The organism is Pseudoalteromonas sp. US3C1013 (assembly GCF_048401115.1).
In the GTDB taxonomy this organism is placed as follows: Bacteria; Pseudomonadota; Gammaproteobacteria; order Enterobacterales; family Alteromonadaceae; genus Pseudoalteromonas; species Pseudoalteromonas undina.
Map to the genome: position 1 here is coordinate 2,070,098 of NZ_CP183075.1, position 13,612 is coordinate 2,083,709.

At 38.5% G+C, this 13,612-nt stretch carries 10 protein-coding genes and 1 other RNA gene; 5 read left to right on the forward strand and 6 right to left on the reverse strand.

Annotated elements, in window-relative coordinates; genetic code table 11:
- Positions 1–29 precede the first annotated feature (29 nt).
- Complete coding sequence (locus ACNSN2_RS09690) at positions 30–302, forward strand: late competence development ComFB family protein (protein WP_076919239.1); 273 nt, start codon at positions 30–32, stop codon at positions 300–302.
- Positions 295–447 carry a YbaM family protein gene (locus ACNSN2_RS09695; RefSeq protein ID WP_010388219.1) on the forward strand — a complete coding sequence of 51 codons (153 nt, stop codon included), beginning with the start codon at positions 295–297 and terminating at the stop codon, positions 445–447. The genes ACNSN2_RS09690 and ACNSN2_RS09695 overlap by 8 nt, the downstream gene beginning before the upstream one ends.
- A 2-nt stretch (positions 448–449) precedes the next feature.
- Here ACNSN2_RS09695 and ACNSN2_RS09700 read toward each other — a convergent pair whose 3' ends face one another.
- Positions 450–977 (reverse strand): sel1 repeat family protein, encoded by a 528-nt coding sequence (locus ACNSN2_RS09700; RefSeq protein ID WP_418607184.1) that lies wholly within the window; start codon positions 975–977, stop codon positions 450–452.
- Between the two features lie 245 nt (positions 978–1,222).
- Positions 1,223–3,379: an exonuclease domain-containing protein gene (locus tag ACNSN2_RS09705; protein ID WP_418609060.1), complete on the reverse strand. Its 2,157-nt coding sequence runs from the start codon at positions 3,377–3,379 to the stop codon at positions 1,223–1,225.
- A 186-nt stretch (positions 3,380–3,565) separates the two neighbouring features.
- Between ACNSN2_RS09705 and ACNSN2_RS09710 the strand changes: the two genes are divergently transcribed.
- Complete coding sequence (locus ACNSN2_RS09710) at positions 3,566–4,990, forward strand: sugar porter family MFS transporter (RefSeq protein WP_418607185.1); 1,425 nt, start codon at positions 3,566–3,568, stop codon at positions 4,988–4,990.
- A gap of 161 nt (positions 4,991–5,151) precedes the next feature.
- Here ACNSN2_RS09710 and ACNSN2_RS09715 read toward each other — a convergent pair whose 3' ends face one another.
- The 3 genes from ACNSN2_RS09715 to ACNSN2_RS09725 all read right to left on the reverse strand — a co-directional run bounded on the left by ACNSN2_RS09715 (position 5,152) and on the right by ACNSN2_RS09725 (position 9,231).
- Positions 5,152–7,908: a response regulator gene (locus ACNSN2_RS09715; protein ID WP_418607187.1), complete on the reverse strand. Its 2,757-nt coding sequence runs from the start codon at positions 7,906–7,908 to the stop codon at positions 5,152–5,154.
- 208 nt (positions 7,909–8,116) lie between these two features.
- Positions 8,117–8,213: signal recognition particle sRNA small type (gene ffs, locus ACNSN2_RS09720), an RNA gene on the reverse strand.
- Positions 8,214–8,352: 139 nt separating this feature from the next.
- Entirely contained in the window at positions 8,353–9,231 is an 879-nt protein-coding gene (locus ACNSN2_RS09725; protein WP_010388163.1) for a DUF3014 domain-containing protein, read from the reverse strand.
- Between the two features lie 172 nt (positions 9,232–9,403).
- On the opposite strand from ACNSN2_RS09725, the gene ACNSN2_RS09730 reads away from it, so the two are divergent.
- Complete coding sequence (locus ACNSN2_RS09730; protein WP_010388160.1) at positions 9,404–10,549, forward strand: patatin-like phospholipase family protein; 1,146 nt, start codon at positions 9,404–9,406, stop codon at positions 10,547–10,549.
- A 10-nt stretch (positions 10,550–10,559) separates the two neighbouring features.
- On the opposite strand, the gene ACNSN2_RS09735 is transcribed toward ACNSN2_RS09730, so the two are convergent.
- Positions 10,560–12,533, reverse strand: coding sequence for a monovalent cation:proton antiporter-2 (CPA2) family protein (locus tag ACNSN2_RS09735; RefSeq protein ID WP_418607190.1), 1,974 nt, complete (start codon positions 12,531–12,533; stop codon positions 10,560–10,562).
- Positions 12,534–12,659: 126 nt separating this feature from the next.
- Between ACNSN2_RS09735 and ACNSN2_RS09740 the strand changes: the two genes are divergently transcribed.
- Entirely contained in the window at positions 12,660–13,556 is an 897-nt protein-coding gene (locus tag ACNSN2_RS09740; protein WP_418607191.1) for a GGDEF domain-containing protein, read from the forward strand.
- The last annotated feature ends 56 nt before the right edge of the window (positions 13,557–13,612 follow it).

A 13,612-nucleotide genomic window follows, 5' to 3' on the forward strand; every position in this document is an offset into this window, starting at 1 on the left:
TACAGACAATAAAAAAGAGTGACAGGAATATGCGATTAGATGACGACATACACAATTTTTACGAAAAACTCGTTTTAGAAGAAATAGAAAAACGTAAACTTAATGAACGTTACAACGACGATGTAATGGCTGACTTTTGCTGCACCGTACTCAATCAATTACCCCCACGTTATATTAGATACGATGTAGATATGGCGTTTTATTTAACTCAAACAGATCGTTTGGATATGCAGCAACGCGTAGAAGTTGCCATTAATTTTGCGATTGATCAGATTGCTAAAAAGAAAGATATTAATGAGTAACCCGTTAGAAGAAGCTCCTACACACGTGAAACTCGCTGTTGATTTAATTATGATTTTAGAGCAACACGATGTAGAGCCCGAAGAAGTATTAAAAGCGCTCGATATCGTAAAAAGTGACTTTGAAAAGAAGCTAGTTAGTAACTAGCTTTACTCTATTGTTTGTATTTCATGAACAGTGACAACACCATCGTGTTTATTACAATCAATTTTAATTTCGCCGAATGTGCGCCTAGGTGATGTTGACCTACGGCATGTCATGTTTTGAGCTTTAACACCAAATTGTTCAATATAAACTGCAACAATTGCATCTATTTCTTGCTTCTCTTCTGTTGTCGCAGCGGCATAAAAAGTATCATATTGTTGTGACCAATTTTCAACGCCAGCTTCTGCAGCAACACCCAACCACCCCATACCAAGCTTAGTTGATTGCTCTAAATATTGTCCTTTTAAAAACATAAACGCTAGGGTGTATTGTGCACTTTTATAACCCAATGCAGCTGGCTCTTCTAAATAGTTAAAAGCCTCTTCAAACTCCCCTTTTCTGTATGCCTTAACACCATTATATTCTTTTTTCTTCATAGTATTATCGCTGTAAAGACTTATTGGTGACGAATTACAGCCAGTTATTAAAGCCATCAATACCAGCAAAGTGGCACTCAATTGTTGATGATTCATTATTATCCTTAATTTATTATTGTTTTTGCCCAGAAACATACACCACTTTTAAAACACCCGCCCTAAAAGTTGTTAACATAAATTTAATATTAACATGGGATTGCAAAGCTTACAGCGATTATTTTTATAAGCGCAGTTTTAACCGTCCATTTAAAAATAGATAAACCTAATTTTTTAATACCCTTTTTTTATACCCAAGCTACTTTACTACTTTAAGTACAATACATTTAACTGGCTCAAATTTATCACTGACTGTCCGTTTGCTGAACCAGTAATAATAACTGCGCGGCCGCTTTGGCATCGTCTAATGCACGGTGATGGTTGGTTAAGTCTAAATTAAAGTGTGCAGATAAATTTCCCAGCGAATACGACTTTAATCCCTTAAATGCTTTACGTGATTCAACAACGGTACATAGTTTTGGCATTTTAAAGTTGATTCCCAGCCCCTCAAGCTCTTTTTTAATAAAGCCATAATCAAAATTAACATTGTGAGCGACAAAAATACTACCCGAAAGCTTATCTAATAAAGTCGAAGCAATGTCGCTAAATATAGGCGCATCACTTACCATGGCGTCGTTAATACCGGTTAGTTTAGTAATAAAACGAGGGATAGGCCGCTCTGGGTTTATCAGCGTAGTCCATGTATCAATGATGTTGCCTTGCTGTATTTTAACAACACCAATTTCGGTAATTCGATTACCACCCTTTAATCCCCCTGTTGTTTCAATATCAACAACACTATAAATCCGCTTAGGATCTACATACCAGTTTACCGCTGCAATATTTACGATAAAGCCACAGCTTTTTAAATTATCGATACTCACTAACTGGTTTCTTTTAAGCTTATCGCCAGGTGCTTTAACCTCTTCAAAATGAACGGCATTGTTATCAACAATCATTAAATCGGGATAACCATCTTTTAGCTGTCGGTAGTTCTTTGCCATATTTTTTAAATGCTGAAGTAAAGCCGTTATTGGGCTATTTAATATAAGCATCTCTACTGGCTTTAACACATCTGGATGCCACCTAAATAAGCCATTTGGTTGCTCATAATACTTTGCGGCATGGTCACACACTAAACGCAGCAATTTCTGGGCACTATTACACGCAGCTAGCCGCGCTTCTATTTGTGAGGATTGATTTAAATAAAAGGTGTCTGTTTTTAACGCTTGAGGGAAAATATCAAATTCATTACAAGGCGGTGTCGGGGTTTCAATAAAGAGTTCTTGCCAAAAAACCAGCGCAAATAAGCTTTGCCACAAAGTATTTTCAGTATAAAAAACCTGTTTTCCTTGACGAGTGTAGTGATCGCTTACACCTAACTCAACATCGCCACGGTAAAGTTCATCAACGTCTATAATGCAGCGTGTACTGGCTAACATTTCACTGAGTCGCGAACGGGTTTGCTTGTTAAATTTACGCATTAAAAAGTCATCTGCGAAATACAGTAGCTCATCACTAAGCGGGTTTTCTATAATCTTCTCAAGCTGCGCTTTTACCCATTCTTTATTGCCTAAACGGTATTGCTCTCTTATTTGAATTTCTAAGGCTTGTGCATCGTCTTCGCAGGCATTAAGTACATCAAACGCAAGTGTTGGGTTAGTTGTTTTTAGTTGCTTATAAAGTATAACCAGTAACTTGTTTTTTAACTCTTGTGCAATAACCCCTACTGCTACTTCATTTATTAACTGCTTTGCTAGTTCCTCTCTTTCATTGTCATCTTTTGTATTTTTAAGCGTTAGTCGCAAACGGTTTAATGCATAGTTAGACTGCGCTTCCTTTATTGAATCAAAGCGCGATAAGCTTTCATTATGCTCTTGCCTAACAGGTGTTACGCCTAAATCTCGCAATACAAATCGATTTTGATGATTAATATCACCTGCACTGAGCCTGCCAATATATAAAAATTCAAAATACTCGTAATACTCTTCTCTATTATTTATCACGTACTGATTATATAAGTGTGCAAGACACTCTGGCTTAGATTCAAAGAATGAAATAGCTATTTCAACTAAGTTACTTTTAGCAACGCTTTTTTTAAATAATGGCGTTTGTTCTTGCTTTTCTAAAAGCTCTATTAAGGCCGGTTTTGTTAGGTGACTTAGTAGTTGCCTATGATCTTTATCAGAGGGTTCTACAATTAACTTTGCCGCTTTTAAGTTAAAAAGTGCTTGGTATGGCGAGCTAATTTCTTCGTAGTTTAATGATTGGGTTTGTACTAAGTAAGGTTTACGAGAATAAATACGCGCCAACATACACTGGCTTTGCTCGTCGAGCGTATTTATTTTATTAATAAATGTAATATGCCTTTGCTCGAGTAAATGCACGCATTTCTCACTCACAAACGTTAATAGCTCTCTAAAATGTGCCAAATAATATTTCGCTGGTAACTCTTTTCTCATAAAACCGCCCATACTGTATATAAAAACAGTATCTAGCATCTCGTTATTTTTATCAACCCAATAAAATTTTTTATGCATACGTATTACTATTGAAATATCTTTTTTAGCGTGATCACTCTGTGCTAAGGTTGCCAGCAAATTTAGTGCTACTTTAATTACACATAATAAAAATTAGGATTGAACAACATGACAACACAGCATGCAACTAAAGGTGAGCATAGCGCAGAGACAACGTGCTCACTTTTATATGTTATTTTTATATCGGCCGTTGCCGCTATTGGTGGCTTTTTATTTGGTTTTGATTCGGGCGTTATAAACGGCACTGTATCGGCATTAGGTAAGACATTTAATTCAAGCAGTGTTGCAACTGGTTTTAATGTTGCGTCTGTTTTATTAGGTTGTGCATTGGGTGCTTTAGCGGCTGGCCCATTAGCTGATAAGTTTGGTCGTCGCGTTATTATGATTGTTACTGCCATTATATTTGCAGTCAGCGCTTTTGGCTCTGGGATTGCCGACAGTTCCGCTGAGTTTATTTTTTACCGCTTATTTGGCGGATTAGGCATAGGTGCAGCCTCTGTTTTAGCGCCTGCTTATATTGCAGAAGTAGCACCAGCAAGTTTACGTGGTCGTTTAGCGACATTGCAACAACTCGCTATTGTTCTGGGCTTATTTGCAGCCTTTTTAAGTAATTACCTAATTGCTAACGCCGCTGGCGGTGCCGAAGGTATTTTAATGTTCGATTTAGCCGCATGGCGCTGGATGTTTTGGGCTGAACTTGTTCCTGCAGGCTTATTTTTAATTGGTGTACTGTTTATTCCTGAATCACCGCGTTACCTAGTTGCACAAGGTAAACTTAAACACGCTAAAACTGTATTTAACAAAATCTCAAATGATAATGCAGATACACAAATCAGTGACGTGAAGCAGTCTCTGCAAAGTGATAAAAAGCCAAGTATTCGCGACTTATTTATTGATGGCAGTAAAAAAGTACACCCTATTGTTTGGGTGGGTGTAGCTTTATCTGTTTTCCAACAATTTGTTGGTATTAACGTGGTATTTTATTACGGTTCAGAGCTATGGCAAGCCGCCGGCTTTGATGAATCACAATCACTGTTTATTAATGTACTTGCCGGCACCACCAATATTTTATCTACCTTTATTGCTATTGCCTTAGTCGATAAAGTAGGCCGCAAGCCACTATTATTGGTAGGTAGCTTAGGTATGTTTATTAGTTTAAGTGCACTTACTTACACCTTTGGTAGCGCTGGACTTGATGAAGCAGGCAAGTTAGCACTTAGCGAAAATATGGGTACCTTTGCATTAATAATGGCTAATTTGTTTGTGGTATTTTTTGGCTTAAGTTGGGGCCCTATAGTGTGGGTGCTACTTGGCGAAATGTTTAATAACCGTATTCGCGGTGCGGCCCTTGCTGTTGCAGCTAGCGCGCAATGGATAGCTAACTTTGCTATTACTATGACCTTCCCGATTATGCTCGGCAGTATTGGTTTAGCTGGTGCTTATGGCTTTTATGCCTTATCGGCATTTATTAGTGTATTTTTTGTGGTCAAATACATCAAAGAAACACGCGGTATGAAATTAGAGTCAATGTAATTATTTAGCCTGAGTAGCATCGACTTTCCATTAGTTTACTCAGGCTAATCCCCCATTCTATTATCTTATTTTTCTGCTCATAAAACTAATTAGATACATTTAACCATTTGGCAAGTGAATACTCTCTGGCACGGTGTCAGCTTTTGCCTGTTGAACTATTATCAACTGAGTATATTACCAATCACAGTGTATAAATCATCACTATTAATTGGTTTCGCAATAAAGTCATCCATACCGGCTATTAAGCATCGCTGTTTATCTTCTTCATAGGCATTAGCCGTAATCGCTACTATAGGCACTCTCCAACCTGTTTTAACTTCCATAACTCTAATCGTACGTGTGCATTCATAACCATCCATGTTAGGCATTTGACAATCCATTAAAATCAAATCAAACGATTGCTCTTTTAATACATCAAGAGCCTTAATACCATCCTCGGCCATAACAACCACAGCTTTAGTCGGCTCCAACATTTTTGAAATAACCTGCCGATTTATCGCATTATCTTCTACCAACAGTATGTGCTTACCCAGCAGATTTGGTTGCAAAGCTGCTTTTTTAGGTAAGGTTGAGGGAGCGTCTGCTGACTCTGGTGCACTAATACTAAACGCAAACGTACTACCTTTACCCTCTTCGCTGTTTAACTGAATTTCACCGCCCATCATTTTTATCAGCTTTTGAGAAATAGCCAACCCGAGCCCTGTTCCCCCATATTTACGAGCAACGCCCACATCAGCTTGAGTAAACTCGCTAAATAACAGTGATTGCTGTGCCTTCGCAATACCAATGCCACTATCTTCAACGCTAACTTGAAGCTTATTATCGTGATAATCAAACGACAAATTCACAAAGCCTTGCTGCGTAAATTTATACGCATTAGAGAGTAAATTAATGATCACCTGATTTAAGCGTAATTCATCAACACTAATGCACAGTGGCAAATTCTTAGATTGAATAACCGTAAACTCTACCTCTTTGGCAGCAACAATCGAGGAAAATAAAGAACGTATATTTTCGATAAATGGAGTTAGCTGCGTAGGCTTAATATTTAGCTCCATGGCATTTGCTTCAATTTTAGAAAAATCTAAAATATCGTTAAGAATATTAAGCAAGTTTTTTGCACTTTTTTGTTGTGTGATTAACAACTCCTTTTGTTCGGTACTTAAGGACTGATCTCGAAGCAAAACCTCTCCCATACCTAATATGCCATTCATAGGTGTTCGAAGTTCGTGACTCATGTTTGCTAAAAATTGTGACTTAGCAATATTTGCTTCATTGGCGAGTTTAACTGCTTGTGTTAATTCAGTTGTTTGCTCTGCGACTTTCTCTTCTAATTGCTGATTAAAATGACTAAGCTGTTTATTGAGATCTTCATTTTTTACATTAGAAGCTTGCAAACTTTTAATTGAGTGTTGTAGTGCATTGCCCAACATTTCAAATTGTTGCTGTAGTTGCAGCACTTCATACCAACTAGAATCTGTATTAAATACGTGTTTTTTAGTTTTACTAAAACTATTAATTAAATGAGTGAGCTCTATGATGGGTTTAATCAACAAATGGGTAAATTTATGAATAAATAAAACCACTAGTGCAATAGAGCATAATCCTAATAACATAGTAGGCAACCATGCAGCCACTACCACCATAGTTAAATGTTTACGATTATATAACGATATAACCTGCCAACCTGTGTTGTCGTCAACATACTGATTTGTATGGTACATCTCGTTATCATTTGAGCGAAAAAGTTGATTGCCACTGAGGCTTTGAAGACTAAGTTCCTGCTGCTTAAAATCACTGAGCGCAGCAAACTGGCTTAACGAACTAAATACCACTTTTTTATCTGCATCTAGAACAAGTAAATCCCCATTATATTCAAATAAATTTGGTATAAACCGCTCTAATTGATCTAGCTTAAGTGATCCCTCAACGACCCCATAAAACTCATCATTTTTATAAATCGGGGCGGAAAGCGCTACAATGGGTTGATCGCCTAATCCTCTACCTTGAAAAACACCACTGATGTAGCCCAACGGGAACTGCTGAGCTTGAGCAAAATAAGGACGATCATCAACATAACGCTGACTCTGACTCAAACCACTGAGCAATTCACTCGGTATACTTTTCTCGACATAACCTTCAGAGCTGGCATATAGGCTAGTTACAAAGCCAGGATATAACTCCATTAGTCGCTCTAACTGCTGTTGTATAGATGCCCCAGCACTTATTGCATCACTGGTTATTACCATGGCACTTTTATGAAACAATAAATAATCACTCAGCTGGGCACTGATCGAACGAGATTTTTCTTTAAGTTGAGTGTTTACTTCGTATTCTAAGCGCGAATAATGCTGATTAACCAAAAAAACGCTGGTGATCAAAACCACCAAAACAATAATTATACTTACAACATAGCTTAATATTCGGGCCAAAGGCTGCCCTTGATAAGCTCGGCTTGCATGGGGGACAAATATACTCACCAAGTCGACCAAAGCCAACGCTATCATAGCATTGATTAAGTATTTTGAGGCAGCCACAACAAGTGTGAGCCAAGGCAGGCCTATAACAAAGTGACCCAAAACCCACACCAGTGGTAAGCCCACTAAAAACCAAAATACGGCGCCTAAAGGAAGTATTGGCTTAGAACGCTTTAAACAAAAGACATAAAGCCAAAATAGCTCAAGTACATAAACAACACTGGTCCAGCTATGCCCCCAGCGATAAAATAAAAAACCAGTTACAATCGCTAAACTAAGAAGAGAATAACGAAGCCCTGCAAACACTAGGCTAAGTATTACAAACGTCTGACCAAATAAAAATTCAGAGCTATCAAAAAAATACAGAGGTAGAAGGTTAGCGCAACCTCCAATAAGCCCGAGTAATATTGCCAGCGCCCATTTATTCCTCTGAGATGCCATATTGACCCTTTATAGCTTTATTGAACACCTGCGGTGTATATTATAATCACGAGTTTTAATTATTACTTACCCGTTAGCTATTGTCTATAAAGGCAAAAAATTAGCTAAGTGCGTAAAAGCTAGAATTAGCGTACGAATAACAAAATAAAATATTAGAAAATAGATAAATGGAATTTTAATACACCCAAATGAGGAATTTGGGTGGCAGTCTTACCAGCCACATCTCGGCACACACGTCACAAACTGTGGCTGCTCCCTTCCGGGCCTGACCAGGTTCGCCTGCTAGTGTTGCGAGAGGACCAATAAGACTACCATTGAGGGCCTTGGTTGGCGCGATTGAGATTATCTCTACTTTTGCTCTGTTATTCAAGGGATAATCAAAAAAGAAAGTGCGATTGCATACTTCATATACAATCGCAGTCTATTTAGGTCTTAAAGCGATTATTAATTGCTCTCTAACTCTGCTTTTATGTTACGTAGTGCCGCTTTTACTTTTTTCATGTTCTCTGGGCCCATGCGTAAAAGTTGCTTTTGCGCAGCGGGTAATTGCTCCCATTCAGAAAACGCATACTGATAGGTCACTGAATCACGCAATAATGGTAAGCTACCTTTTGGCTCAGGAGTATCAAGTAACAGGTCAATGGCATCTTCAAGTGTTTGAGTAAACTCATCATCACCATAACCAATTTCAGTATATGCGCTGTTGATCAGTGGTTTATACTCATCATATAAACGCACAGCTTGAGCTGCACTCATACTTGTGAGTACTTTTACATATGGGGTATAGCGTTCATAGCTATTAGGATCAATTGTTAAAATATCGCCTTCGTTTACGCTAAAACCCTCTTCTAATTTTGCAACTGGGGTATGCTTGGTAGCCACTTTGCCTTTTGCTAAATTATCGACAAACACTACGCCACGGCGAATAACATCATCATTTAACACTAAGCTCATCGCTACATCACCCAAATATTCATCTAATTTTGCAATGACTACAGGGTCGCTGTCGTTTAACGTTGGTAAAGATACAACTTCAGCTTCGGGCTCAACTTCTGGACGCTGAGCTGGAACATCTAATTCCGCAGGTTTTTCAGGCTTAACAGAGGGCGCTCCTACCACAGGATCGTTTTCAGGCTTTAACTCCATAATAGGTTGCTCTTTTACTGGTTCTTCAACCTGCATAACTGTTTTTGGAGCTTCACTTGGTTTTAATAAAACAAACGCAGCGGCAATAATGATAATTAATAAAATAACCCCTGCAAAGATAAGGTTGTTATTCGGCGGACGTTTTTGAACGTCTGATCCTGATGGTTTATCTGACATACGAACTCCATAAATATAAAAATGCGATACTGTTTAGAGTACTCTAAACAGATTTAATTCATAATTTACACCAATATTTATTAATGTAAGTTATGTATCCTTTGATTCTTCTAGCTTAAAGACTTACAGTGAATAAATAAAGTAAAGACAGTGAACAGTTTAAATACGTAACATGAAAATTAAGCAAGTCGATCCTAGTAAACCAAAAGTGGCTTTATTACTCACCGGTGGTGGTGCCCGAGCAGCTTACCAAGTGGGCGTGTTAAAAGCATTAGCGCAAAGTATGCCCAGAACTGCCCCGCTGCCCTTTAGAGTGATAAATGGTACATCTGCTGGCGCAATTAATTCTGCGGCGTTAGCGTGTTACGCTTCATGTATGCATTTAGCCGTTAGAAAGCTAGAGACAGTATGGAAAAACTTTTCCACCTCTATGGTATACAAAAGTGACTTTTTGAGTGTGTTTGGTCATATTACTCGTAATATTTTAACTAGTTTTCAGTCTGAGCATATAAACCATCCACCCGCGAGCTTATTAAATAATAGGCCACTTAGAAAGCTATTAAACGATATTCTTGATTTACATCGAATTGAACGTAACTTACATCGTGACTACTTAGAGGCGCTGTCGATTACAGCATCTAGTTATACGACCGGTGATTCTGTTGCTTTTTTTCAGTCAAATACGCAGCATTCTTGGCAGCGAGCAAAACGCGAAGGTCGCGCTACGCGAATTAATGTTGAGCATTTAATGGCCTCAAGTGCTATTCCTATGGTTTTTCCTAGTGTAAATATTTATAACCACTACTTTGGTGATGGCTCTATACATCAACTTTCACCTTTAAGCCCGTCCATTCACTTAGGGGCAAATAAAATATTTATTATTGGTGTTGAACAACCCAAGGAACCTCACCCTCCAGGTTACTCTGCGCATTTCCCTGGGCTTTCTGCAGTAGCAGGCCACTTACTCGACAGTGTATTTACCGACACCATGCAATCTGATTTAGAACGATTAGATCGAGTAAATCGTACGCTGGGGTTATTACCAGATAGACAAAAGCATCAAGAGTTAAAACAAATAGACAGCTTTATCATTAACCCCTCGCAAAACTTTAATGCAATTGCAGCGCAATACTATGATGATATGCCTTGGGCAATTAAAGTGTTACTGCGTATGATCGGGGTTAAAAAACGCTCTCAGTCGAGTTTAACCAGTTACTTATTATTTGAAAAACGCTATACCCAGCACTTAATTCAAATTGGATACGAAGATGGCATGAAGCAACTGCCCGAGATGAGAAAGTTTTTAGAGCTAGACTAAGAGGCTACTCTTACTCAATGCCATCGAGCAAGTAATGCTCAACATGCTCTACTCGCCTCGGTTTGCCTTGCAACACTATAATATCATTTGCGTATAGTACGGTATGCTCTTGTGGCATCTCTATTTCTTCCCCCTCACGACGCAACGCCTTAATTAACACCTTTCTTTTAGCTAAATTAAGCTCACTAATAGCCTTGTTTACCGCAAATGCTTTATCCGGCAAGGCAATGACATGTAAGTACTCTAACCGTTCGGGCAAATTGGTATCGCTGTCGATGTTTTCGCCTGCAAAAAAACTTTGCAATAGCTTATAGCGATTACGCCTCTCACTACTAACGCGACGAATTATTCGGCTCATTGGCACACCCGACATAGACAACACATGTGAGACCAGCATTAAGCTTGCCTCTAATGCCTCAGGAACAACCTCAGTGACGCCTAAATCTTTTAAACGCTCTAGTTGACTGTCGTCACGGGTTCTTATGAGTATTTTTACCTTAGGAGCAACCTGTTTTATGGCATCAATCACTATTTGAGTTTGTTGAAATTCCGTAAAAGTAATAATCACTAAGCGTGCTCGCTCTACCCCTGCGCACTTTAAAATATCTTTTTGCTCAACGTGGCCAAACAATAAAGGTTCACCCGCCGCTTTTCCTTCTTGCACTAATATGGGATCGCTTTCAATGGCCACATAATCAATTGCCTCTGGGGATAAAAAGCGGGCAATAGTTTGTCCTACTCGAGAAAATCCACATATAACTACATGATTATTATAAAGCGTACTGCTTTGTGGCTCATCTTCATAGGCAAACTTAGCGCGCTCTAACATACCCAGTCGCTTTAAAATAAAGGGGGTTTTATCGATTAAATACGGGGTGAGTGCCATAGATATTACGCCCATGGCAATTAAAAATGATACTTGCTCCACACTCAGTAAGTCATGCTGTGCTGCGAGTGCTATTAACACAAAACCAAACTCTCCCATTTGCCATAACATAATAGCGCAGGCTAATGCGTCCTGTTTTCGCTCTCCCATAAGTAAAGACGACACGGTTACTACGGCGATTTTTAAGATTAGGATCCCTAGTAAGGCAACAACAATAATACCCGCATGATTAACAACAAAGCTGATATCTAGCTGCATACCTACGGTGACAAAAAATAAACCCATTAAAATATCACGAAACGGGCGAATATCCGCTTCTAGCTGATGGCGGTAATGGCTTTCACCAAGCATCATACCCGCTAAAAATGCCCCTAATGCCATTGATAAGCCAAATGAATAAGTAAGTAAACCCGCAAACAAAGCAACTAATAAGGTAGTTAAAACAAATAGCTCATCACTTTTTGCTAATGCCACTTCATTAAAGACTTTAGGTAAAACCCATTTGCCAATTGCCCATAGCAACACGCAGACAAACGCACCTTTAGTTAGTGCAAATAACAGAGCCCAGCCAATACCATTTGAGTTATTGCTGGCAAATAACGGTAAAATAATCAGTAATGGTACAACAGCAATGTCTTGAAATAATAAAACGCCAATTGCCAATTGCCCTCGGCGTTTATTTAAATCGCCGCTCTCTTTTAATAATTTAGCAACCACCGCAGTAGAGGAGAGCATAATAATAATGCCAATGGTAAAACTGGTTAATAAATTAAAATTTAATAAATGCAGAGTCACAATCAGCAAAATACTACTAACAAATACTTGTAGCGACCCTAAACCAAATACAATATTACGCATCGCCATTAGGCGCGATACAGAAAACTCCAAACCTAAGCTAAACAGCAAAAATACAATACCTAGCTCTGCAATAAAGTCCATCTCATGGCTTTGCGTCATCCAGCCAACACCATGACCACCCGCTAATAAACCCACAGCCAAATAAGCCAACACAGGGGGAAGCCCTATGCGCTTAAATAGCCATACAAATAAAACCGCAGCGACTAAAAGTCCAAAAATCTGAGCATTAATACTTTGCAACGCAAACCTTAAAATAATCTATGGGATGTGACTTAACTATAGCAATCGCATAACTTTCAGCCAGAATAAAAATGTGGCACGCAATCTGCTTATTTATAAAAAGTAATACTATAGGGGGAAGAAATAGTGGAAAACGTTCATATTTTGACACAACGTATCTCTGGTCGCGGTGAATTTTTGCCGTTCTCAGCAGAGCAATACAATAGCAATACACCAACAGCACTGCATGAGCTGGCGGCCAAACTACAAACTAGCCTAGTGTTGGAAGATATTTTAGGCACATTTGCAAATTTTGCAAAACAGCTGCTTAATTTTTCTGGGGTACACTTTCAAACATCATGTATTGATGTTAAAACACCCAATAGTGATGTTGAAAACCCAGCATACTCATTTGATCTAAAAGTTGAAAGTGAGCATTTAGGCACACTCACTTATTACACAAAATATCCGCTTAGTGCGGCTATTGAAAAAAAGCTGCAGCATTTTCACAGTGTATTAATTTATCCACTACGTAATGCAATAATGTACAACCGTGTATTAAAGCTAGCAACAAAAGACTCGTTGACGGGGTTAAACAACCGTAGTCAATTTAATGACACATTACAACAAAAGCTTGAAAATCATAGACGTAACGGCCATCCATTTAGTTTAATGCTGCTTGATTTAGATAATTTTAAACAAGTAAATGATAACTATGGTCATAAAATTGGCGATGACGTTTTAATAGAATTTGCCACAGTTTTATCTAGTAGTATTAGAGGCACAGATTCAGTATTTCGTTTTGGTGGCGATGAGTTTTCAATACTAATTGAGGACCCCGCTTTTACCACCAATAAAGTGATTGCTGAACGTATCATGCGTTTAGTAAGAAACTCACCGACTATGTCTAAGTACAATGTAACAACCAGTATTGGTTTTACCCTAACTAACAGTGATGATTGCCAAAATGAGATATTTTCTCGTGCGGATAAGGGCTTGTATAAAGCAAAAGCATCTGGGCGAAACTGTGCAAAAGCCTATTAAACAATAAAAGAACATAATATTTGAAAAGCCCAGCCTCCCCCGCTGGGCTTTTTTAC

What these genes read in the sequence shown, in the direction of transcription:
- ACNSN2_RS09705 (WP_418609060.1), bottom strand. Translation starts at nt 3,379, where the DNA reads ATGAGAAAAGAGTTACCAGCGAAATATTATTTGGCACATTTTAGAGAG.
- ACNSN2_RS09730 (WP_010388160.1), top strand. Translation starts at nt 9,404, where the DNA reads ATGAAAATTAAGCAAGTCGATCCTAGTAAACCAAAAGTGGCTTTATTA.
- ACNSN2_RS09725 (WP_010388163.1), bottom strand. Translation starts at nt 9,231, where the DNA reads ATGTCAGATAAACCATCAGGATCAGACGTTCAAAAACGTCCGCCGAAT.
- ACNSN2_RS09700 (WP_418607184.1), bottom strand. Translation starts at nt 977, where the DNA reads ATGAATCATCAACAATTGAGTGCCACTTTGCTGGTATTGATGGCTTTA.
- ACNSN2_RS09695 (WP_010388219.1), top strand. Translation starts at nt 295, where the DNA reads ATGAGTAACCCGTTAGAAGAAGCTCCTACACACGTGAAACTCGCTGTT.
- ACNSN2_RS09690 (WP_076919239.1), top strand. Translation starts at nt 30, where the DNA reads ATGCGATTAGATGACGACATACACAATTTTTACGAAAAACTCGTTTTA.
- ACNSN2_RS09715 (WP_418607187.1), bottom strand. Translation starts at nt 7,908, where the DNA reads ATGGCATCTCAGAGGAATAAATGGGCGCTGGCAATATTACTCGGGCTT.
- ACNSN2_RS09710 (WP_418607185.1), top strand. Translation starts at nt 3,566, where the DNA reads ATGACAACACAGCATGCAACTAAAGGTGAGCATAGCGCAGAGACAACG.